The 20458-nt window shown below is 66.9% G+C and carries 15 protein-coding genes and 2 pseudogenes; 3 read left to right on the forward strand and 14 right to left on the reverse strand.

Annotated features, from left to right (window positions below; all coding sequences use genetic code 11):
* Nucleotides 1–514 precede the first annotated feature (514 nt).
* Both IEW85_RS08590 and IEW85_RS14725 read left to right on the forward strand, forming a co-directional pair.
* The gene (locus IEW85_RS08590) at nucleotides 515–1273 is read left to right on the forward strand and encodes an NAD-dependent epimerase/dehydratase family protein (RefSeq protein WP_188684717.1); all 759 of its coding nucleotides are present in this window, start codon (nucleotides 515–517) and stop codon (nucleotides 1271–1273) included.
* A 364-nt stretch (nucleotides 1274–1637) separates the two neighbouring features.
* Nucleotides 1638–1923 (forward strand): annotated as a pseudogene (locus IEW85_RS14725) (ectoine synthase).
* A 79-nt stretch (nucleotides 1924–2002) separates the two neighbouring features.
* On the opposite strand, the gene IEW85_RS08600 reads toward IEW85_RS14725, so the two are convergent.
* The 13 genes and pseudogenes from IEW85_RS08600 to IEW85_RS08665 all read right to left on the reverse strand — a co-directional run bounded on the left by IEW85_RS08600 (nucleotide 2003) and on the right by IEW85_RS08665 (nucleotide 18384).
* A complete protein-coding gene (locus tag IEW85_RS08600; RefSeq protein ID WP_188684721.1) occupies nucleotides 2003–2524 on the reverse strand; it encodes a gamma carbonic anhydrase family protein in 522 nt (173 codons plus the stop codon).
* Nucleotides 2525–2556: 32 nt separating this feature from the next.
* On the reverse strand, nucleotides 2557–3975 hold the full coding sequence (locus IEW85_RS08605; protein WP_188684722.1) for a MurR/RpiR family transcriptional regulator: 1419 nt from the start codon (nucleotides 3973–3975) through the stop codon (nucleotides 2557–2559).
* A gap of 35 nt (nucleotides 3976–4010) precedes the next feature.
* Nucleotides 4011–4829: a carbohydrate ABC transporter permease gene (locus IEW85_RS08610; protein ID WP_229658918.1), complete on the reverse strand. Its 819-nt coding sequence runs from the start codon at nucleotides 4827–4829 to the stop codon at nucleotides 4011–4013.
* 8 nt (nucleotides 4830–4837) lie between these two features.
* A complete protein-coding gene (locus IEW85_RS08615) occupies nucleotides 4838–5740 on the reverse strand; it encodes a carbohydrate ABC transporter permease (protein ID WP_188684723.1) in 903 nt (300 codons plus the stop codon).
* A 257-nt stretch (nucleotides 5741–5997) separates the two neighbouring features.
* Nucleotides 5998–7061, reverse strand: a pseudogene (locus tag IEW85_RS14730) (ABC transporter substrate-binding protein); the annotation flags it as partial.
* Nucleotides 7058–8116: an ABC transporter ATP-binding protein gene (locus IEW85_RS08630; protein ID WP_229658919.1), complete on the reverse strand. Its 1059-nt coding sequence runs from the start codon at nucleotides 8114–8116 to the stop codon at nucleotides 7058–7060. The pseudogene IEW85_RS14730 and the gene IEW85_RS08630, both read right to left, overlap by 4 nt.
* Before the next feature lie 131 nt (nucleotides 8117–8247).
* Nucleotides 8248–9603, reverse strand: a complete 1356-nt coding sequence (locus IEW85_RS08635) for an ABC transporter substrate-binding protein (protein WP_188684726.1) — start codon at nucleotides 9601–9603, stop codon at nucleotides 8248–8250.
* A 110-nt stretch (nucleotides 9604–9713) separates the two neighbouring features.
* On the reverse strand, nucleotides 9714–10631 hold the full coding sequence (locus IEW85_RS08640; protein WP_188684727.1) for an NAD(P)-dependent oxidoreductase: 918 nt from the start codon (nucleotides 10629–10631) through the stop codon (nucleotides 9714–9716).
* Between the two features lie 144 nt (nucleotides 10632–10775).
* Nucleotides 10776–12995: an NADP-dependent isocitrate dehydrogenase gene (locus tag IEW85_RS08645; protein ID WP_188684728.1), complete on the reverse strand. Its 2220-nt coding sequence runs from the start codon at nucleotides 12993–12995 to the stop codon at nucleotides 10776–10778.
* 149 nt (nucleotides 12996–13144) lie between these two features.
* A complete protein-coding gene (gene mgtE, locus IEW85_RS08650; RefSeq protein WP_188684730.1) occupies nucleotides 13145–14479 on the reverse strand; it encodes a magnesium transporter in 1335 nt (444 codons plus the stop codon).
* A 203-nt stretch (nucleotides 14480–14682) separates the two neighbouring features.
* Nucleotides 14683–16317 (reverse strand): bifunctional phosphoribosylaminoimidazolecarboxamide formyltransferase/IMP cyclohydrolase, encoded by a 1635-nt coding sequence (gene purH / locus IEW85_RS08655; protein WP_188684732.1) that lies wholly within the window; start codon nucleotides 16315–16317, stop codon nucleotides 14683–14685.
* Between the two features lie 124 nt (nucleotides 16318–16441).
* The gene (locus IEW85_RS08660) at nucleotides 16442–17122 is read right to left on the reverse strand and encodes a response regulator (protein ID WP_188684734.1); all 681 of its coding nucleotides are present in this window, start codon (nucleotides 17120–17122) and stop codon (nucleotides 16442–16444) included.
* A complete protein-coding gene (locus IEW85_RS08665; protein ID WP_229658920.1) occupies nucleotides 17119–18384 on the reverse strand; it encodes a sensor histidine kinase in 1266 nt (421 codons plus the stop codon). Before IEW85_RS08665 ends, IEW85_RS08660 begins: the two co-directional genes overlap by 4 nt.
* 207 nt (nucleotides 18385–18591) lie before the next feature.
* Here IEW85_RS08665 and phoU point away from each other — a divergent pair, with 207 nt between their 5' ends.
* Nucleotides 18592–19248, forward strand: a complete 657-nt coding sequence (gene phoU, locus IEW85_RS08670; protein WP_188684736.1) for a phosphate signaling complex protein PhoU — start codon at nucleotides 18592–18594, stop codon at nucleotides 19246–19248.
* 128 nt (nucleotides 19249–19376) lie between these two features.
* Here the strand turns inward: phoU and IEW85_RS08675 are convergent, their stop codons facing one another.
* Nucleotides 19377–20342 (reverse strand): putative endonuclease domain-containing protein, encoded by a 966-nt coding sequence (locus tag IEW85_RS08675; RefSeq protein WP_188684738.1) that lies wholly within the window; start codon nucleotides 20340–20342, stop codon nucleotides 19377–19379.
* Between the last annotated feature and the right edge of the window lie 116 nt (nucleotides 20343–20458).

A 20458-nucleotide genomic window follows, 5' to 3' on the forward strand; every position in this document is an offset into this window, starting at 1 on the left:
TACAACACCATCCGGCGCCACTCAGCGCTCGGGTACCGCAGCCCGGCTGAGTATGCTGAAATCTGTACCCATTGAAGAAACCGCGGCCCGCATAACGCGTGGACCTACTTCCGGGGGCAACCCAACACCAGCGGCGCTCCGGTGCGCACCGTTCAGAAGATGTGCGATGAATTCGGTGGCACCCTGGCCGTAAACCTGCTGCTTGGGCAGGAGGTCTTTCCTGAGGGCAATCACGAGGCTGAGGACTTAGAGCGTGTCCGATAAATGTTTGGTCCAGGCGATGACTCGATGCAGCAATGCTGCAGCACCAGGAGCCCCTGTGGTCGATCGTTCATAGCGCCCCCAGGCTGATCAGCGGCAAAGGCTCCATCTCATCAACGGTCATTTCTGACATCAGTCGAAACCCATGGGCAGATCATCACGCATTCCCCCGTACTCGGTGCACTGCCAGCGCTATCCGCGAGCGGAACAACTCTTCCCGCGGGCGCTCCTAAGGGTGCGTAGTATGTCTACTATGCCAAAGAAGCGTCGGGTTTTGCTTACTGGTGCCGCGGGGCGCATTGGCGTCGCGGTCACAGATCGCCTTTCGGAGCGTTGGGATATAGTCGCCACGGATATTGCGGGTTCGGGGTGTCAAGAACTGGATGTGACCGATGCTTCAGCTTGCCGTTTTGCTTTCGCCGAGGTCGATGCGGTCGTCCACCTGGCTGGCGTACCAAGTCCCGATGCGGAATGGGATGATTTGCTTCCGGGCAATGTAATCGGTGCGCACAACGTAGCTAGCGCCGCGATGGCCCTACGGACACGACGTCTCGTGCTCGCTAGTAGTCTGCAGGCGGTGTCCGCCTATCCGGCTGATTTTCAGGTCCGTGCCGGTGACCCGCCGCGACCGGCCAACTTGTACGGCGCCACCAAGGCATGGGCTGAAGCGATCGGTTCCTGGGCGACATCTGTCTCGCCGATTGAGGTGGTCGCCATGCGGATCGGCTACTTCGCCGAAGAACCTCCGACTGGACCAGACGTTACCGCGCGTGACCTCGGGGCATGGTTAAGTCCCGAGGACTGCGCAGAATTGGTGCGCGCCTCCGTGGAGGGGCCAGTTGAGGGATTCACCGTGGTCAACGGCATCTCCGCCAACCGCTACCGAAAGGCGAGCTACAGCGACGCCGAAACCCAGCTCGGATACCGGCCTTCCGATGACGTCTGGGTCAGCCTCAAGAACACCAGGTCAGGAGCCCGTCAAGGAATCCCCACCGAACACACCCGCCCCTGACCTGAAACGTTGAAGACAGGCAGACAGGGCGCGTCCCGTAAGACCTGTCCGGTGGCGGAGGGCTGTGTGACACTCGCCTTGCTCGGGCAGGTAGGCGCGCCCGCAGGCGATGCGCGTTCAAATACGGTGGCTTCTGACAGTGGGCTCGGTGTCCACATCAGAAGTATGGCAGACCTTCAAGGGAAGGGTCTGCTGAAGGTTCGGCTGACTTCGGGAGCTGATCTGCGATCAGCTCCCACTGAGCATCAGAAAGAACCTGAAATCCAGACGCACTCCACATTTCGGACAGAGACGTTCCCATCACCCAGGGAGCAGGAGGGATCAGCCGCCGTCCGATACTCCTCGACCACGGACTCGGAATTCGGTGCACTACACCGCTTTGGCACCCGAGACCACCCTGGAATCGCAGTACCTGCACCGCATCGAGACGGTCTACTGCATCCGCGGTGAAGGGATACTCACCAACCACGCCATGGGAACGACTCACGAGCTCAGACCCGGGGGCTCTCTATGTCTTGGACAACCCCGACCGACACACGCTCTACGCGCGCACGCGGTTGGAAGGCTTGTGCATCTTCACCCCGCCGACCACCGGCCACGAGACGCACACCCCAGACGGGTCTTACCCGCCGCCCCAAAGCTCGCGCTGATCATCCGCGGCAGTGGCGCAGGATGTTTCCTCAGACAGAGCTGCCGTTGAGAGGCCGGCACGATATGCCTCAGGAGGCCTCAGACCTCCTCGGCGTGGAGGTGCTCCTCCTTCAGGCGCAGATAGGTCTCCGCATTGCGGTGCAGGTGGGCGACCTCCTCCTCCGTCAGCTCGCGGCGGACCTTGGCGGGGACCCCTGCCACCAGCGAGCGCGGCGGGATCTCCATCCCCTGGGTGACCAGAGCTCCGGCGGCGATCAGCGACTCCTCCCCGATCACCGCACGGTTCAGGACGGTGGCAGACATGCCGATCAGGCAGTGATCGCCCACCCGGGCGCCGTGGACCACGGCGTTGTGCCCCACCGAGACGCGACGGCCCAGCACCGTGGGCGCTCCGGCCTCAGTGTGCAGCACCACGTTGTCCTGGAGGTTGGTGCCCGCGCCCACCTCGACGGCGTCGGTGTCTCCGCGCACGGAGACACCATAGAAGGCGGAGGAGCTGTCATGCATCACCACATCTCCGGTGATGCTGGCGGTGGGGGCGAGGAAGACCCCCTGACCGATCTGCGGAGTCGTGCCGGCGACGCTGAGGATATGTGCCATAGATCGCAGTATGCCACGGCCTCCGGTGCGGATCAGTCGATGATGTTCTCCGCCAGCACATCCACCGCCTGCTGGGCGGCGGCGCCCACCCGCAGCCGGACCTGCTGAGCCAGCGCCTCCACCGCCAGGGTGTAGTGCAGTCGGGAGAGCTCCTGCAGAGATTCCAGGAAGCTCGACGGCGGCGGCACCAGCATCAGGCTGCTGTCGGCCAGCTCCGCAGCCGGAGACTCCTCCTGGGAGGTGATCAGCATCAGATGCGCCGCCGACTCCCGGGCCGCCTGCAGCGTGCGCAGGGTGATGTCGTTGACCCCGCTGGAGGAGATCGCCAAGCAGAGGTCCTGCTCCCCCAACAGCCGAACGGCCACCTGCTGGGCCAGGGCGTCGGCCAGGAACTCGGCGGGACGTCCGGCGGCGGTCAGCCGCAGCGAGAGGTCCATCGCGCAGGGGGCCGACTGTCCGTTGGCCACCACCAGCACCCGGTGAGCCCGGGCGATCCGGTCCACCAGCTGCTGGGCCTCCTCGTCACGGACGGCATCAAAGACATGGTGCAGACCCTCGACGATGTGCCGGGCCTCAGCCCGCAGGCCGGTCTCACGCTGCTCGGGCTCCCCTGCGGCCGGCGCCTCCCGAGCCAGAGCCACCCGGAACTGCGGATAGCCGGTGCAGCCCAGGCTGCGGCAGGTGCGCACCACAGTGGTCCGGGAGACGCCGATCAGATCGGCCAGCTCCTGAGCGGTGGACTCCACGACCCGCTCCGGCTCCTCCAGGGCGAAACGCGCCACCCGCTGCTCGCTGGGCTGCAGAGAGCCCAGCCCGGAGCTGATCCGCACGCGCACAGAAGAGTTCAGCGCTGGCGAGTTCGGCCCGGCCTGAGACGTGGCTGGGGCCTCGGGCGGTGCGGCCTGGGTGGTCTGGGCAGATAGGGCGGCTCCAGAACCTGGCTGCGCCGCCACCAGGGCTGAGCGGTCCTTGGGCAGATGGTGGATGTCCTGGGATGCGAAGCCCACGGTGACATGCAGGGTATGCGGGCCCAGGTCCAGCTGCCGTCTCAGCTGCTGGGCCTGATCGGATTCGACCACCACAAACCAGGACTCGGCCTCGCCGTCCTGGACGGTGCCCAGTCCGATCAGCTCCACCTCCAGCGCCTCGGGCAGCTGCTGCGGCAGGGCGCTCAGCTGCTCCAGCTCCGGCGGGGTGACCAGGGTGATGTGGTGCTCGGGGCCGACGTCGGGCGAGCTGCCGGGGTCGGGTGGGCTGCCGGGGTCGGGTGGGCTGCCGACGTCGCCGTCACGGGTGCGCTTATGATCCTCCAACAGTGCGGAGCGCTGCTCCCCCACCTGAGCGCGGAAGGTCTGCCGCCACGGTGCCATGACCGAGGTGGGCACCGGAGCGCCCAGATACCGGTTGCCGCTGCGGTCCTCGCGCAGCTCCACGGAGAGCATGACCGTCATGGCGCCCCTCTGACCTGTGTCCCTCTGAGGTGTGCTCATTTGATGCCCGACCGCATGAAGCTCTGCACGAACTGGCGCTGCATCACCAGGAAGAAGATCAGCAGCGGAGTCACGATGATGAAGGTGCCCGCCGTGAGCGCGGCGAAGTCGATCCCTGACTCCGGGGCCATGAAGCGGACCACGCCCACAGTGACCGGCCGGGCCTCATTGGTGCGGGTGGAGATCATCGGCCACAGGAAGTTGTTCCAATGGAAGCTCACCGAGACCATCGCGAAGGCTGCCACAGTGGAGCGGCACAGCGGCAGAAAGACCCGCCAGAGCACTCGAAGCCGGCCCATCCCCTCCATGACCGCGGCTTCCACCAGCTCCTTGGGCACGGTCAGGAAGGCCTGGCGCAGCAGGAAGATCGCAAAGGCGCTGGCCGCATAGGGCAGCCCGACGCCGAGCAGCGAATCGTCCAACCCCATCCGGGAGACCATGAAGAAGTTCTCCGAGATCATGATCTCCGGGTAGATCACCAGCTGGGCCAGCACCACGAAGAAGAGCACATCGCGGCCCGGGAATCGGAAGCGGGCGAAGGCATAGGCCGCCAGCACGCCCAGCACGATCTGGGTCAGGGTCAGCGCGACCACCAGGATGAAGCTGTTGCGGAAGAACAGCTCGAAGTCCGCCGAATTCCAGACGCGGGTCAGGTTGTCCAGCGTCCATCCGCTGAGGATGCTCATATCGGTGGCCGACTCGCGGAAGGCCATGACGAGCACCAGCAGCAGCGGCAGCACCCACACCAGGGCCGCGCCCCAGGCCAGGTACACCATGGCCCGGTCGCCCCAGGTGGCCTGTGCGCTCTCAGTCATCGATCCCCTCATCGGTAATGGATCCTCTTGTCCAGCAGACGGATCTGCGCCACGGCGATCACCATCAGGATGATGACCAGCAGCACGGTGATCGCGGCCGAATACTCCTGGCGGAACTGACCGAAGGCGGTCTCCCAGACGTAGTAGAGCATCAGGTTGGTGGAGTCGCTGGGCCCTCCCTGGGTCATCACGAAGAGCAGGTCCACCTGTTTGAAGGAGTTGGAGGTGGCGATGACGCCCACGAACAGCGTGGTGGGCATCAGCAGCGGCCAGGTGACCCGGCGGAAGAAGGTCCACGGCCGTGTCCTCTCGATCCGTGCCGCCTCACGCAGCTGCGGGTCCTGGCTCAGCAGCGCGGCCAGATAGAAGATCACGAACAGGCCCGCCTGCTGCCAGACGGCCACCACCATCATCGCGCTCAGCGCAGTCTCCGATGAGCCCAGCCAGTTCATCCCGGGCAGACCCAGAGCGTTGGCCACAGCGTTGAGCATGCCGAAGTTCGGCTGGTAGAAGTACAGCCAGATCGCGCCGGCCGCCACCGTGGGGAGCATAGCCGGAGCCAAGAAGGAGACCCTGGCGATGGCCTTGCCGCGGAGGACCTTGGCACCCAGGACCGCCAGTCCCAGGGAGACGGCGATGGTCACCGGCACGGTGACCAGGGTGTAGATCAGCTGGTTGCTGATCACCTGGTGGAAGACCCCGTCGTCGAGCATCCGCTGGTAGTTCTCCGTGCTGAACTCTCCCCCGCGGTCCTGGACGCTGCGCCAGGCCGAGAGCAGGAAGGGCACCACGGTGAAGCCCACCAGGATGATGAAGGCCGGCATGAGCGCGGCGTAGGAGAACATCGCATCGCCGCGGGCCTGTCTGGCCATCGCCCGTTCGGCGGCCGGACTCTCCCGGGTCACGCTCATCGATACTCCTCGAGCAGCTCATCGGAGCTCTCCTGGGCACCGGTGAGGGCATCCTCCGAGGACGCGCTGCCGTCCAGCGCCGACTCCAGGGCGCTGTCCAGTGTGGAGACGATCTCCGAGCGGCGGTAGGGGGCGTACTCGCGGTAGGCATCCTGCGAGGCCTCCTGCAGCGCCTCCACCTGTGGGAACTCCTCGGAGTAGTCGGCCAGCACCTCCTCGTCCCAGGCCTCCTGCTGGGGCGGGACATAGCCGGACTGCACCGTCCAGTCAGCCTGAATCTCAGGGCTGGAGAGGTAGCGGGTGAGTTCCACGGCCGCCTCCTGCTCCTCCTCGGAGATGTCCTCCATGATGTAGAGGTTTCCGCCGCCGGTGGGGGCGCCGGGCTGCTCCTGGGCGGGCAGCGGAGCCACGCCGAAGTCGAAGTCGGCGCTCTCATTGATCTGGGTCAGCGAGCCTGTGGTGTGCCACAGCACCGCAGTGTCCCCGTTGGCGAAGTCGGTGGGGGCCGTGCCCCAGTCCACATTGCCGCTGGGGTGGATGCCGTCCTCCTGCAGCTGGGTCCAGTTCTCCAGGGCGGTGACGGTCCCGGGATCGTCGAAGTGGACTTCGGTGCCGCTCTCGTCGTCGAGCAGGACATCGTTCTGGATGGCCATGGCCTCGAAGAGCCATGAGCTGGTGGGAACCTGCACCCCCCCCAAGATGCCTCCGTGGAGTCCTGGACCTGCTGACCGGCCTCGGCCATCTCATCCCAGGTCTCCGGGGCCGCCTCTGGGTCCAGGCCCACCTCCTCGAAGAGCTCCTGATTCCAGTACATGACGATGGTGGAGCGCTGGAACGGGATGGAGGCCACCGTGCCGTCGTCCAGTGTGGAGTTGGCCATGAAGCCCTCATCGAAGCTGTCGAACCACTCCCGGTCATCCACGATCTCCCCGATGGGGGCGATCAGCCCGGAGTCCTCCAGGGAGCGGACGTCGGTGGAGAGCAGCACGGTGACCGCCGGAGTGCTGCCGGCCTGGGCGGCCGACTGCACCGAAGCCAGGGTCTGCTCATAGTCCCCGGAGTAGACCGGGGTGACCTCGATGTCGTCATGCTCGGCGTTGAAGTCCTCGATATAGCCGTCCATGACCGACTCCAGCGGCCCGCCCACGGCGATCGGATAGTAGAAGTCGATCTCGGTGACGCCGTCCTCGCCGCCGTCGCCGCCGCAGGCGCTCAGCGCCAGTGCGCCGACTGCGGCCAGGCTCAGTCCGCGCAGCGGGCGGGAGGCGCGGGCGGCAGACGTACGGGCGGCGGTGCTGCGGGTGCTGCTGCGCTGAATCATCGTGTCCCCTCGAGTGTGATGCGTTCAGAAGTGGTGTGGTCGTACCAGTGCAGGTGCTCAGGCCGGGCAGCCAGCTCCACGGCGGAGTCCACCGCCAGGTCCAGCTCCGGATCCGCCCGGACCAGCACGCGCTGACCCTCCAGGCCGATGGTCAGGATCCGGTCTGCGCCCAGCAGCTCGTTGACCTCCACAGTCCCCTCGCCCAAGCTGAGCGAACCGTTCTCCGGGGCGGCGGGCTGCAGCACCCGCAGGTGCTCGGCACGGACTCCCACCGATCCCCCGTCCAGGCTGACCGCCTCCGGGGCGCCGAGGGCGGCGGCCCGTTCGGCGTCGACGTCCAGGATGTTCATCGGAGGTGAGCCGATGAACCGGGCCACTGTGGTGGTGGCCGGTGCGCGGTAGAGCTCCTCCGGCGTCGCGAGCTGTTCGATGCGGCCTTCGGAGAGCATCATCACGCGGTCGGCCATGGTCATGGCCTCCACCTGGTCATGGGTGACGTAGACGATGGTCAGGCCGAGCTGGCGCTGGATGCGCTTGAGCTCGATCCGCATCTCCGCGCGCAGCTTGGCATCCAGGTTGCTCAGCGGCTCATCCATGAGGATCAGCTGCTGGCCGGAGACCAGTGCGCGAGCCAGCGCCACCCGCTGGCGCTGACCGCCGGAGAGCTCGGCCGGACGGCGGCTCAGCAGCTCCTCCAGCCCCAGCAGGCCGGCAGTCTCGGCCAGCCGCTCCTGCTGGACCGCACGGGGCTCCCCGCGGGACTTCAGCCCGAAGAGCACGTTCTCCTTCACGCTGAGGTGCGGGAAGAGCGCGTAGTTCTGGAAGACCATGGCCAGGCTGCGCTGCTCCGGCGGGACCCCGGTGACCTCTTCGCCGTCGATGGCGATGACGCCTCCGGAGGCGATCTCCAGCCCGGAGATCAGCCGCAGCAGCGTGGACTTCCCGCAGCCCGAGGCACCCAGGATGGCCAGGAACTCGCCCTGCTCCACCGTGACGTCGATGCCGCGGAGGACCTCGACCTGCTCCCCACGCCTGCCCGGGAATGCCTTATGCACCCCTATGAGATCGACTGCCGACACTGAACCTCCTGGACGCTTTGTCCCAACTTCTTGCCCTGTTGGGACAGAACGTACCTAAGCGAGGAGATCGGTTGGTTTCGACGTGGTGAACGAGGGGTTAAACCGGGTCAGCGGTACTCCTCGAGGATCTGATCCGCCTGCTCCTGGGCCTGATCCAGTGACTCCTGGACATCGGCGCCACCCATGACGTCCTCGATGGCGTTGGCCATCACGTCAAAGACCTCCTGGCGGCGGTAGGTGCCGAACTCCGGCTCCGCGACGTCCAGCTGATCCCGCGCGACGCCGGCCTGCGGGAACTCCTCCACATGCCCAGCCAGCGGCTCCATCTCCCAGGCCTCGTCCATTGGGGCCACATAGCCGGACTCCACGCCCCAGTCGGTCTGGATCTCCGGGCTGGAGAGGTAGCGGGCCAGCTCCACCGCGGCCTCCTGCTCCTCCTCCGAGATGCCCTCCATGACGTAGAGGTTCCCGCCTCCGGTGGGCGATCCGGCCTGCTCCTGGGCAGGCAGCGGGGCCACGCCGAAGTCGAAGTCGGCGTTCTGAGCGATGTTGCTCAGCTGACCGGTTGTGGTCCAGGCGATGGCGGTGCCGCCGTCGGCAAACTCCGTGGGCAGGGTTCCCCAGTCCACTGTGCCCTGGGGCTCAATGCCTTGCTCCTGCAGATCCGCCCAGTTCTGCAGGGCGGTGACTGTGGCCTCATCCTCGAAGGAGACGTCGGTGCCGATCTCCGGGTCCCAGAGCATGGAGCCGTTCTGGATGGTCATGCCCTCCAGCATCCAGACGCCCCAGGTGGTGGAGGGGATCTGCACGCCCCAATCGGCGCCGCCCTGCTCCTGAGCCTGCTCGCCGAACTCGACCATCTCATCCCAGGTCTCCGGGGCGACCTCCGGGTCCAGACCCGCCTCCTCGAAGAGATCCTTGTTCCAATACTGGACAACTGTGGAGCGCTGGAACGGAATGGAGGCCACGGTGCCGTCAGGCAGGGTGGAGTCGCCCATGAAGGGCTCGTAGAAGCTGTCGAACCACTCCGGGTCATCAACGATCTCGCCGATGGGAGTGATCACGCCGGCCTCGTGAATGGTCAGCAGCTCATTGGCGCCCAGGACCGTCAGCGCCGGGGCATTGCCGGCCTGGGCGGCCGACTGCACCGAAGCCAGGGTCTGCTCATAGTCCCCGGAGTAGACCGGGGTGACCTCGATGTCGTCATGCGCGGCGTTGAAGTCTTCGATATAGCCGTCGATCACCGATTCCAAGGGCCCGCCCACGGCGATCGGATAGTAGAAGTCGATCTCGGTGACGCCGTCCTGGACGCCGTCACCGCCGCAGGCGCTCACCCCCAGGGCGCCGACGGCGACCACAGCGGCACCCTGGGCGCGCAGCCTCCAGGTGTGCGGCCGGCGCCGGGCCGTGCTGCGAGCAGTCGGTGCGGGGGCATGGTGAGGTGCAGTGATGTTCGAAGGCATGCCTGTAACCATGTCCGCCGCAGGGATACTGACTGCGACGCCGCAACGGACAGCAGATGAACGCGGGAGAAATTCATCAGCCAGCGCCCCGCAGCGGCCTCGGCTGACGCTCAGTAGCCGTTGATGGGGTCGGCCACGCCGATGGGCGGTTCGCCGTCGCGCAGCCGCCGGTGATTCTCCAGGATGCGGCTGCGCAGCAGCGGCACCACCATCTCCATAGTGTCCGCGGTGTGAGGAGTGATCAGGCAGTTGTCCAGGCTCCAGAGCGGGTGACCCTCGGGCAGCGGCTCCGGATCGGTGACATCGAGTCCGGCACCGAGCAGCCGGCCGGACTCCAGCGCCTCGACCAGCGCCTCAGTGTCCACCAGGCGGCCCCGGCCCACATTGGCTACCACGGCTCCCTCCGCCAGCAGCTCGAGCTGACGGCGGCCGATCATCCTCTCGGTGACAGGAGTGACGGCGGCGGCCAGGCCGAGCACATCGGCACCGTCGAGCACCTCGTCCAGGCGGTCGAAGGTCACGGTCTCATCGGCTCCGGCCAGCGGGGCCTCGGTGCGGCGGACCACGGTGACATGGGTGTCGAAGGCCTGATAGAGGCGGACCATCTCTGCGGCCACTCCCCCGGCGCCGACCACCACGCAGCGCAGGCCGTTCAGTGAGAACCCGGCCTCAGCGCCCCAGCTGGAGGCCCGGGCGCGCAGGGTGATCATGCGCAGTGCGGCCAGGGTCAGCAGCAGGCCGTGCTCGCCCACCGGCTTGGCGTAGGCGCCCTTGGCGGAGGTCCAGAGCCGGCCCGGATGCTCAGCCATGACCTGGCTGTACTCCTCGATCCCGGCGCTGGGCAGCTGGATCCAGCTGATCTGCGGATTCTCCCTCAGCAGCCCGTCCAGGTCGAAGCCGGCGAACATCTTGGTCACCACCACGCCGGTGGGCCGCTCATCGGCACCGACGATCTCTGCTCCCTGCTCCTGCAGACCTGCGATGAGCTCCTCATCGCCGCCCGGCATCAGGTGGATACGCTGCGTCACTGATTCTCCTTCGCCCTGTGCGGCTCTGTACTGTGCGGCCCTGCATTCCGGCTCACATCGGCACACATCCTACGCACCTGAGGACGACGAAGGCCCGGCCCTCCGTGGAGAGCCGGGCCTTCGAAAGACCTGATCAGTGAGCGATCAGCCCTTGATGCCGTCGATGACCGAGTTCAGGGTCTCGGAGGGGCGCATGGCCGCGAAAGCCTTGGCGTCGTCGGGACGGTAGTAGCCGCCCAGATCCACCTGGCCGCCCTGGACACCGGTCAGCTCGGAGAGGATCTTCTCCTCACCGGAGGTCAGCGCCTCGGCCACCGGGCCGAAGACCTCGGCCAGGCCGGCGTCCTCGGTCTGCTCGGCCAGCTCCTGGGCCCAGTACTGAGCCAGGTAGAAGTGGCTGCCGCGGTTGTCGATGCTGCCCAGTCTGCGTCCCGGGGAGCGGTTCTCCATCAGGAAGGTGGCAGTGGCGCGGTCCAGCGCGGAGGCCAGGACCTTGGCCCGCGGAGCGTCGGCCTGCTCGGCGTACTTCTCCAGGGAGGGCACCAGTGCGAAGAACTCGCCCAGGGAGTCCCAGCGCAGGTAGTTCTCCTGAGCCAGCTGCTGGACGTGCTTGGGCGCGGAGCCGCCTGCACCGGTCTCGAAGAGGCCGCCGCCGGCCATCAGCGGGACGATGGAGAGCATCTTCGCCGAGGTGCCAAGCTCCAGGATCGGGAACAGGTCGGTGAGGTAGTCGCGCAGCACGTTGCCGGTCACCGAGATGGTGTCCTCGCCGCGGCGGATGCGCTCCACCGAGTACTTGGTGGCCTCCACCGGGTCAAGGATCTTGATCTCCAGGCCGTCGGTGTCATGGTCGCCCAGGTACTTCTCCGCCTTGGCGATCAGGTTGGCGTCGTGGGCGCGGTCCTTGTTCAGCCAGAAGACGGCCGGAGCGCCGGTCTCACGGGCACGGTTGACGGCCAGCTTCACCCAGTCCTGGATGGGGGCGTCCTTGGTCTGGCAGGCGCGCCAGATGTCGCCGGCCTCGACCTCGTGCTCGAGCAGCACGTCGCCGCCGGAGCTGACCACCTGGACGGTGCCGGCCTCGGCAATCTCGAAGGTCTTGTCGTGGGAGCCGTACTCCTCGGCCTTCTGGGCCATCAGTCCGACGTTGGGGACGGTGCCCATGGTGGTCGGGTCGAAGGCGCCGTTGGTCCTGCAGTCCTCGATGACGGCCTGGTAGACGCCGGCGTAGGAAGAGTCCGGGATGACGGCCAGAGTGTCCTCAGTGTCGCCGGTGGGGCCCCAGCCCTTGCCTCCGTTGCGGATGACGGCCGGCATGGAGGCGTCCACGATGACGTCGGAGGGCACGTGCAGGTTGGTGATGCCCTTGGAGTCGTCGACCATGTACATGGCCGGGCCCTCCTCCAGGCCCTTCTGGTACTCAGCCTTGATGCCCTCGCCGGCCTCGCCGAGCCCCTCGGCGCCGGAGAGGATGGAGGCCAGGCCGTCATTGGCGGACAGGCCGGCCTCGGCCAGGGCGTCGCCGTACTTCTCGAAGAGGCTCGGGAAGAAGGCCTTGACGATGTGGGCGAAGATGATCGGGTCGGAGACCTTCATCATGGTGGCCTTCAGGTGGGCGGAGAAGAGCACACCGCGGTCCTTGGCCTCCTGCACGGCCTTGGCCAGGAAGGCGTCCAGAGCCTTGGCGGACATGAAGGTGCCGTCGACGACCTCGCCGGCCTGGACCTTCAGGCCCTCCTTGAGCACCGTGGTCTCGCCGGAGGCGGTGACCAGCTGGATGGTGAGGGTGTCCTCGGCCTCGAGGACCATCGACTGCTCGTTGGAGGCGAAGTCGCCCTCAAACATGGTGGCGACGTCGGTCTTGGAGTCTGGGGTCCACTCGCCCATGCGGTGCGGGTTGGACCGCACGAAGTTCTTCACCGAGGCGGGCGCGCGGCGGTCCGAGTTGCCCTCACGCAGCACCGGGTTCACTGCGGAGCCCTTGACCTTGTCGTAGCGGGCGCGGATGTCGCGCTCCTCGTCGGTCTCCGGGGACTCCGGGTAGTCCGGCAGGGCGTAGCCCTGGGACTGCAGCTCGGCGATGGCCGCCTTGAGCTGCGGCACCGAAGCGGAGATGTTCGGCAGCTTGATGATGTTCGCCTCAGGGTCCTTGGCCAGCTGGCCCAGCTCAGCCAGAGCATCGGCCTCAGCCTTGTCCTCACCCACGTAGTCGGGGAACTGGGAGACGATGCGGCCGGCCAGCGAGATGTCGCGGGACTCCACCTCCACCCCTGCAGTCGATGCGAAGGCCTCGACGATGGGCTTGAACGAGTAGGTGGCCAACATCGGGGCTTCGTCGGTGTGGGTGTAGATGATCTTTGCCATGGGCAGCATCTCCCTCGAGGTCGTTGCGGATTCCGTCATCCAGGTCTCAAATGTCCGCGTATCAATCTACCCGACGACGACGGCGCCCACCTCACGGTGTGACGGCCGCTCAGCGCCGCCCAGCTCAGATCCCAGTTCGGAGACCCAGCTCAGATGCCCAGGATCGACTGGGCGATCAGGAAGTAGATCACCAATCCAGTAGCATCCACGAAGGTGGCGATGAACGGGTTGGCGAAGACCGCCGGGTCGAATCCCAGCTTCTTGGCCAGCAGCGGCATCAGACCGCCCACCGAGGCCGCCAGGGCGCACAGGGTCAGCATGGTCAGTCCGATGACCGCGCCGACCTGCCAGCCGTAGATCAGTCCCACCAGCAGCAGGGAGAGCACGCCCAGCGAGCCGCCCAGCGTCACGCCCACGCGGAACTCTCGCCACAGGACCTTGAAGACGTCCCTGGTGGCGACGTCGCCCAGGGCCAGCGCACGGGTCAGCGTGGTGGCCGCCTGGTTGCCGACGTTGCCGCCGGTGCCGATCAGCAGCGGCACGAACAGTGCCAGGACCACCACAGAGTCCAGAGTGTCCTCGAAGCGGTCCAGTACGGTCACCGTCAGTGTGGCGCCCACGGCGAGGACCAGCAGCCACACCACACGCAGGCGCATCAGATGCAGCACCGGAGTGGAGAGGTAGGGGCGGTTCAGCGGCTCGGCACCACCGTGGCGGGCGGCGTCCTCGGTCTCCGCCCGCTCCAGGATGTCCAGGGCGTCATCCACGGTGAAGATGCCGATGACCCGGTGCTCCTTATCGGTGACCGGCATGGCCAGGTGCTTGCGGTCGGCACACAGGCGTGCGGCGTCCTCGGCGTCGTGGTCGGCGTCCACCGAATCCGCCTCGGCCATGAGCCCTTCGATCAGCACATCGTCATCGGCGGAGACCAGATCGCGCAGCGAGACCACACCTTTGAGCAGCCGGGCGCGGTCCACCACGGGCAGCGTGTAGAGGGTCTCGGCGTCCTGTCCGGAGCGGCGGATCTTCTCCATAGCCTGGGCCACGGTCCAGCGCTCGGGCAGAGCCACGAACTCCGGGGACATCTGACGTCCGATGGTCCCCTCGGGGTAGCCCAGGACGATGTTGGTCAGGCTGCGCTCGCGCGGATCCAGGTGGCGCATCATCTTCCGCGCCACCGAGGCCGGCATCTCGTCCATCAGACGGACTCGGTCATCCGGGTCCAAAGACTCGAAGAAGTGCGCGACGTCGAGGTCCTTGAGCCCCTCGATGATCTCGCGCTGCAGGGACTGGTCCAGCATGTCGAAGACTTCGACGGCGGTGTCCTTGGGCAACAGGCGGAAGGTGACCGCGCGGTCCTTCACGCCCAGGCGCTCCAGGAAGTCGACGACGTCGCCGGTGTTCAGCGCGTCCAGCGACCTGCGCAGATCGCGCAGGCGCTCGTCACGGATCAGGACCTCCAGATCGTCCAGCTGTTCGGCCATCGAACAGTGCCTCCTTCATCAGCTTCAGAGGTCTGCAGTGGTCACGGCATGCCCCGACGGCGCCATGACCCTGCAGGTCTGCGCCGAGGGGCTAGGTACTAGATCGACTCATCTCAGGCTCGCTCTCTGGTGGGCAGGCCCCGCCTCAGCCGCTGATCAGGCTGCGTCAGGGCCCGGGGTGTACCCCGAGGATAACGCGTCTCTCAGTGGAAGAAGTGACGGGCTCCGGTCTGGTACATGGTCAGGCCGGCCTCCTCGGCCGCGGCGATGACTTCCTCATCGCGCTGGGATCCACCAGGCTGCACGACGGCGCGCACCCCGGCTGCGATCAGGCTCTGGAGCCCGTCGGCGAAGGGGAAGAAGGCATCCGAGGCGGCCACGGAGCCGCGGGCGCGGTCCACGCCGTCGCCGGCCAGGGTGTTGGCCCGATGCACGGCCAGGCGGCAGGAGTCCAGTCGGTTCACCTGGCCCATGCCGATGCCCACAGTGGCCTCCTCGCTGGCCAGCAGGATGGCGTTGGACTTCACCGATCGCACAGCGCGCCAGGCGAAGGCCAGGTCGGCCAGGGTCTGTTCGTCGGCGGCCGGGCCGGCGGCGAGCTTCCAGTTCTCCGGGCTGTCGCCGGCGGCGTCGAGGGCGTCGGAGCCCTGCAGCAGCATGCCGCCGGAGATCTGCTTGTACTCCACCCGTTCGCGGCTGTGCTCGGCGGCCAGCTTCAGCAGACGGATGTTCTTCTTCTGGGTGAGGATCTTCAGTGCCTCATCCTCGAAGTCCGGGGCCACGACCACTTCGGTGAAGATTCCGGAGACGGTCTCGGCCATCTCCTCGGTCACCGGACGGTTGGCCGCGATGACGCCGCCGAAGGCTGAGAGCGGATCGCAGGCGTGGGCCTTCTGATGAGCCTCGGCCACAGTGGCCCCGGCGGCCACACCGCAGGGGTTGGCATGCTTGATGATCGCCACCGCCGGCTCGGAGAAGTCGTAGGCGGTGCGGACTGCGGCGTCGGCGTCGACGTAGTTGTTGTAGCTCATCGCCTTGCCGTGCAGGGTCTCTGCCTGGGCCAGGCCCGGCTTGCCCTGTGTCTCGGCGTAGAGCGCGGCGGGCTGATGGGAGTTCTCGCCGTAGCGCAGGCCGGTGACCCGCTCCAGGGCCAGGCCGGAATAGGGCGGGAACTGCAGCTTCTTGTCATCGGTGCCCAGCGGGGAGGCCGGGAGGCTTGAGGCGTCGAAGTCGTCGTCGAACTGCTGGGAGGTCCAGCGGGCCACCGCCGTGTCATAGGCGGCGGTGTGGGCGAAGGCCAGGGCGGCCAGACGCTTGCGGGCCTGCAGAGTGAAGCCGCCGTCCTGGGCTGCGGCGAGGACCTCGCGGTAGCGCAGCGGGTCCACCACCACGGCCACCGAGGCGTGGTTCTTCGCCGCGGCGCGGACCATGGAGGGGCCGCCGATGTCGATCTGCTCGACGATCTCATCCTCGGAGGCGCCGGAGGCCACAGTGTCCGCGAAGGGGTAGAGGTTCACGACCACCAGGTCGAAGGGCTGGATCTCCAGCTCCTCCAGCTGGGAGCGGTGATCCTGGCGGCGGCGGTCGGCCAGGATGCCGGCATGCACGCGGGGGTGGAGGGTCTTGACCCGGCCGTCCAGGCACTCTTGGAAACCGGTGACCTCTGAGACCTCCGTGACCGGAACACCGGCTGCGGCGATCCGCTTGGCGGTGGAGCCGGTGGAGACCAGCTCGACGCCGGCGCTGTGCAGACCCTTGGCCAAGTCCTCCAGACCGGTTTTGTCATAGACGGAGATCAGAGCTCGGCGGATCGGCTGGCTGTTCTCTGTGGTGCTCATACACACTCCTGACCTCAAGACCGGATCTGACCAGAGACCAGTCTAACGCGCTCAGCTCCGCGCAGGTCCGGTCTCGTTCTCGGGGCACGCGGACGGGGTGCTCGGCGGGTCTCCGGGCTGATTTCTACGCCTCGAACTTATAGCCCAGGCCGCGCACCGTGATGAGGTAGCGGGGGCTGGAGGGGTCGGGCTCGATCTTGGCGCGCAGACGCTTCACGTGCACGTCCAGAGTCTTGGTGTCGCCCACATAGTCGGAGCCCCAGACGCGATCGATGAGCTGGCCGCGGGTCAGCACGCGTCCGGCGTTGCGCAGCAGCATCTCCAGCAGCTCGAACTCCTTCAGCGGCAGCGAGGCGGCCTCTCCCCCGACCTCCACCGTGTGGCGCTCCACGTCCATCCGGACCGGGCCGGCGGATACCATGGAGCCCTCGTCGATCTCGGTGTCCACATGGCGTCGCAGCACGGCGCGCACACGGGCCAGCAGCTCGCGGGAGGAATAGGGCTTGGTGACGTAGTCGTCGGCGCCGAGCTCCAGGCCCACCACTTTGTCGATCTCAGAGTCTTTGGCGGTCAGCATGATCACCGGGACCTGCGAGCGCTGGCGGATCTGCCGGCAGACCTCGGTGCCCGGCTGTCCGGGCAGCATGAGGTCCAGCAGGACCAGGTCGGCGCCCTCCTGATCGAAGACGTCGACTGCGGAGACTCCATCTTCGGCCACAGTGACGTCATACCCCTCCTTCTCAAGGGTGTACGCGAGAGCCTCTGAGAATGAGGCCTCGTCTTCGACGATGAGAATCCTGGTCACTCTGTTCCTCCTGCTGAGTCAGATCCTGACGAATCAGGTGCTGGTGTGCGATGCGATGTGCGCGAGTCAGCATGCTGCTGCGCGGCCCGTGCGGAGCTCTGCGCCTCCTGCTCGGCCCGCGGACTGCCGGGCAGGTCCAGGCTGTCCATGGACTCATCCAGCTCCGGCAGCCGGACGGTGAAGGTGGATCCCCTGCCCTGCTGGGACCAGAGGGAGACCTCTCCGCCATGGTTGCTGATCACGTGTTTGACGATGCTCAGGCCCAGTCCCGTGCCGCCGGTCTGGCGGGAGCGGGCGGCGTCCACTCGGTAGAAGCGCTCGAAGATCCGTTCCTGGTCCTCCTGAGCGATTCCGATTCCCTGGTCGGTGATGGTGACCTGGGCGATCCCGTCCCGGGAGGAGAGCCCGATGCCCACCCGAGTGTTCTCCGGAGAATATCGGACGGCGTTGTCGATGAGGTTCCGGAAGGCCATCATCAGCTGGTCGCCGTCGCCGTGGACCCGCCGAGGCAGGGAGCCGCCCAGCCGGATCTCGATGTTCTTGGACTCCGCGGGCAACCGGGAGCGGTCCGCCGCCTCGGAGAGGACCTCGTTGAGGTCCACGGGAGTGCCCTGATGGACGATGTTCTTCCCCTGCACCCGGGAGAGCTCGATGATGTCCTGGACCAGCGCCGCCAGGCGGCGCGACTCCTTGTGGAGCCGCTGGGAGAAGCGGGTGACGGCGTCGGCGTCGTCGGCTGCGCCCTCGATGGTCTCGGTGAGCAGGCTGATCGCGCCCACCGGGGTCTTCAGCTCATGGGAGACGTTGGCGACGAAGTCGTTGCGGACCGCCTCGATGCGGGAGAACTCGGTGCGGTCATCGGCGAGGATCAGGATGTACTCATCGCCCAGCGGGGCCACGCGCAGGTGGACCACGATGGACATCTCCCCGCGCAGACCGCGCGGGAGCTCATACTCCTGATCGATGATGACGCCGTCGGCGCGGACCCGGGCGGTCAGCTTCAGCAGCTCGTCATGGACCACTGTGTGGCCGCGCACCAGGCCGAAGGCGTAGGCGGAAGGATTGGCGCGCACGACGCCGTCCACAGTGTCCACCACGATATAGGCCAGTCCGAGCGAGGCCAGGACTTCGGTGGCGCCTTCGGGCATAGTGGGCTCGTCCACGTCGATGCCCGCGGCGCGCTGCCGTTCGCTGACCCGGAAGGCGTGCATCCCGACCACGCCGAGTGCGAGGCCGACGACGCCGGAGATGGTCGCGATCATCAAGGGGTCCACCCCTACAGCTTATGCATGTGTTCATATGCTCGTCGCCCTGAGCCGGGCACGATGCCAGGGATTCAACTGACGTTCACCTGCGCGTCGACTGCTGTGGCCTGGGGCGTTCACCCACGAGGAGCAGACTGTCCCGGTGGGGCGCAGGCCCTGATCGGGCACAGGCCCCGTGATGCTCAACGAAAGGACCCCGTTCACGTGCGCAAGCTTTTCCAGGAAGATCTGCAGAACCTCGGCGAACAGCTGATCGAGATCTCCTCACTGGTGTCCACAGCCATGGATCGGGCGTATGTGTCCTTCGAGAGCGCTGACGTGCAGCTGGCCGAGGAGGTCATCGCCGCTGACACACAGATCGACAGACTGCAGGTCGAGCTGGATGAGAAGGCCATCGACCTGCTCGCGCTCCAGGGACCGGTGGCCTCGGACCTGCGCATGATCGTGGGCGCACTCCGAATGAGCACCTCCCTGGAACGCATGGGCGACCTGGCCCGGCACATCGCGCAGCTGGTGCGACTGCGGTACCCGGACCAGGTCGCCCCGGCTCAGCTGCGCCCCACCTACGAGAAGATGGCCGAGCACTCCTTCGCCGTGGCCGACCGGGTGACCAAGCTGCTGAAGACCCGCGGGATGGACCTGGTGCAGGAGATCGCTGCGCTCAACGAGCAGATCAACGAGCTGCACGCCGGGATCTTCACCGTCATCGCCACCGAGGGCTGGGACGCCTCTGCCGCCACCACGGCCGACTGCGTGCTGACCAGCCGCTTCTTCGAACGCTTCGGAGACCACGGGGTCGCCGTCGCCAAGAAGGTGGAGTACCTGGTCACCGGCGAATGGGACTCCCGCTACAGCGAGTGAGGGTGGCGGGGCTCCGCTCCTCTTGACCGAATTGCGTACCCCATTGTCGATATTGCGGTACGCGATCCCCGTATTCGCACCAATGCGGTACACGATTCGAGGCGCGGCAGCCTGCGGAGCAGGTCAGCTCAGCGGGTGGCCCAGAGTTGCAGGACGCGTCGAGTGAACTGCGCGAAGCCGTCGCGGTGGTCCGTGCGATTCGCCAACAGCACCTCCCACCCGTCGGCGCGGAAGTCAGCATTGCGCCGTTCGTCCTTGGCCTGCTGCTCCGGGCCGAAATGGTGCGCACCCTCGTACTGAAGCACGATCTTCTTCTCCCGATAACCGGCGTCGGCCACCGGCCTGTACCGATCCTCGGGTCTGAGAGGGATCTGAAGCTCGGGCTCGGGAAGACCGGCCCTCACCAGCGCCAGACGCATCAGCGTCTCGGGCGGCGAGTCGGAACCCACACGCACCATCTCGACCGCCTCACGTGCACGAACGATGCCGGTCCTCCCCCTCCCACGCCGCACCGCTGAGCGGAGCGCCCCGACGCCGACCATCGGCTCCTTCTGCACCTCCAACTCCCGATGAGGCTCCCTGACCAGCTGATCGCCGAGCACCACGAGCTCGTCCACCGTCAGCAGAGCAGCCATCTCCACGAAGACCCAGTGAGGCCGGGAGAGGCTGACCCCGTGGTGATCGGCCAGGGGCACCGCACGCCGTGCCCGGTGGAGACGGATCGGCGGGTCCGCGGGACTCCGATGGGACCGTCCGAAGCCGCTGAGGTGGATGGGCCCCACACCGAAGCGCGGCGGAAGGCGCAGCCCGTAGAGCCGGGCGGCGGTGACGTGGCTGACCCAGACCTGAGGATTCCTCGCACAGAGCGCACGGAGGAGGCCCAGGTCAGGTGCCGCCTGGTCGACCGCCGCAGCGTCCGCAGGCCCGATGCTGCGGTCCACGCCGGAATGGTGCAGCACCTCGTAGGTCCCATGAGCCACGCGGCGGATGTCCCGGGCACGCAGCCGGCTGTCGGCCACCCCGAGAGCCAGTGCCTCGGCCCTCGTGAAGGGACGGCCTCTCAGAGCTGCGGGAAGGAGATCGGGCGTGCGCATACAGGGATTCTGATGCGTGAGGGGCTCGGCGCTTCCCGGAACCCCTCGAACTGTGGGGTCCCGCGCGCGGCGTCGCTTCGCAGGACTGTCTGTGGAGGAATCTCCCGGCGGCCCGT

Source organism: Nesterenkonia cremea, from assembly GCF_014642675.1.
Classification (GTDB): Bacteria; Actinomycetota; Actinomycetes; order Actinomycetales; family Micrococcaceae; genus Nesterenkonia; species Nesterenkonia cremea.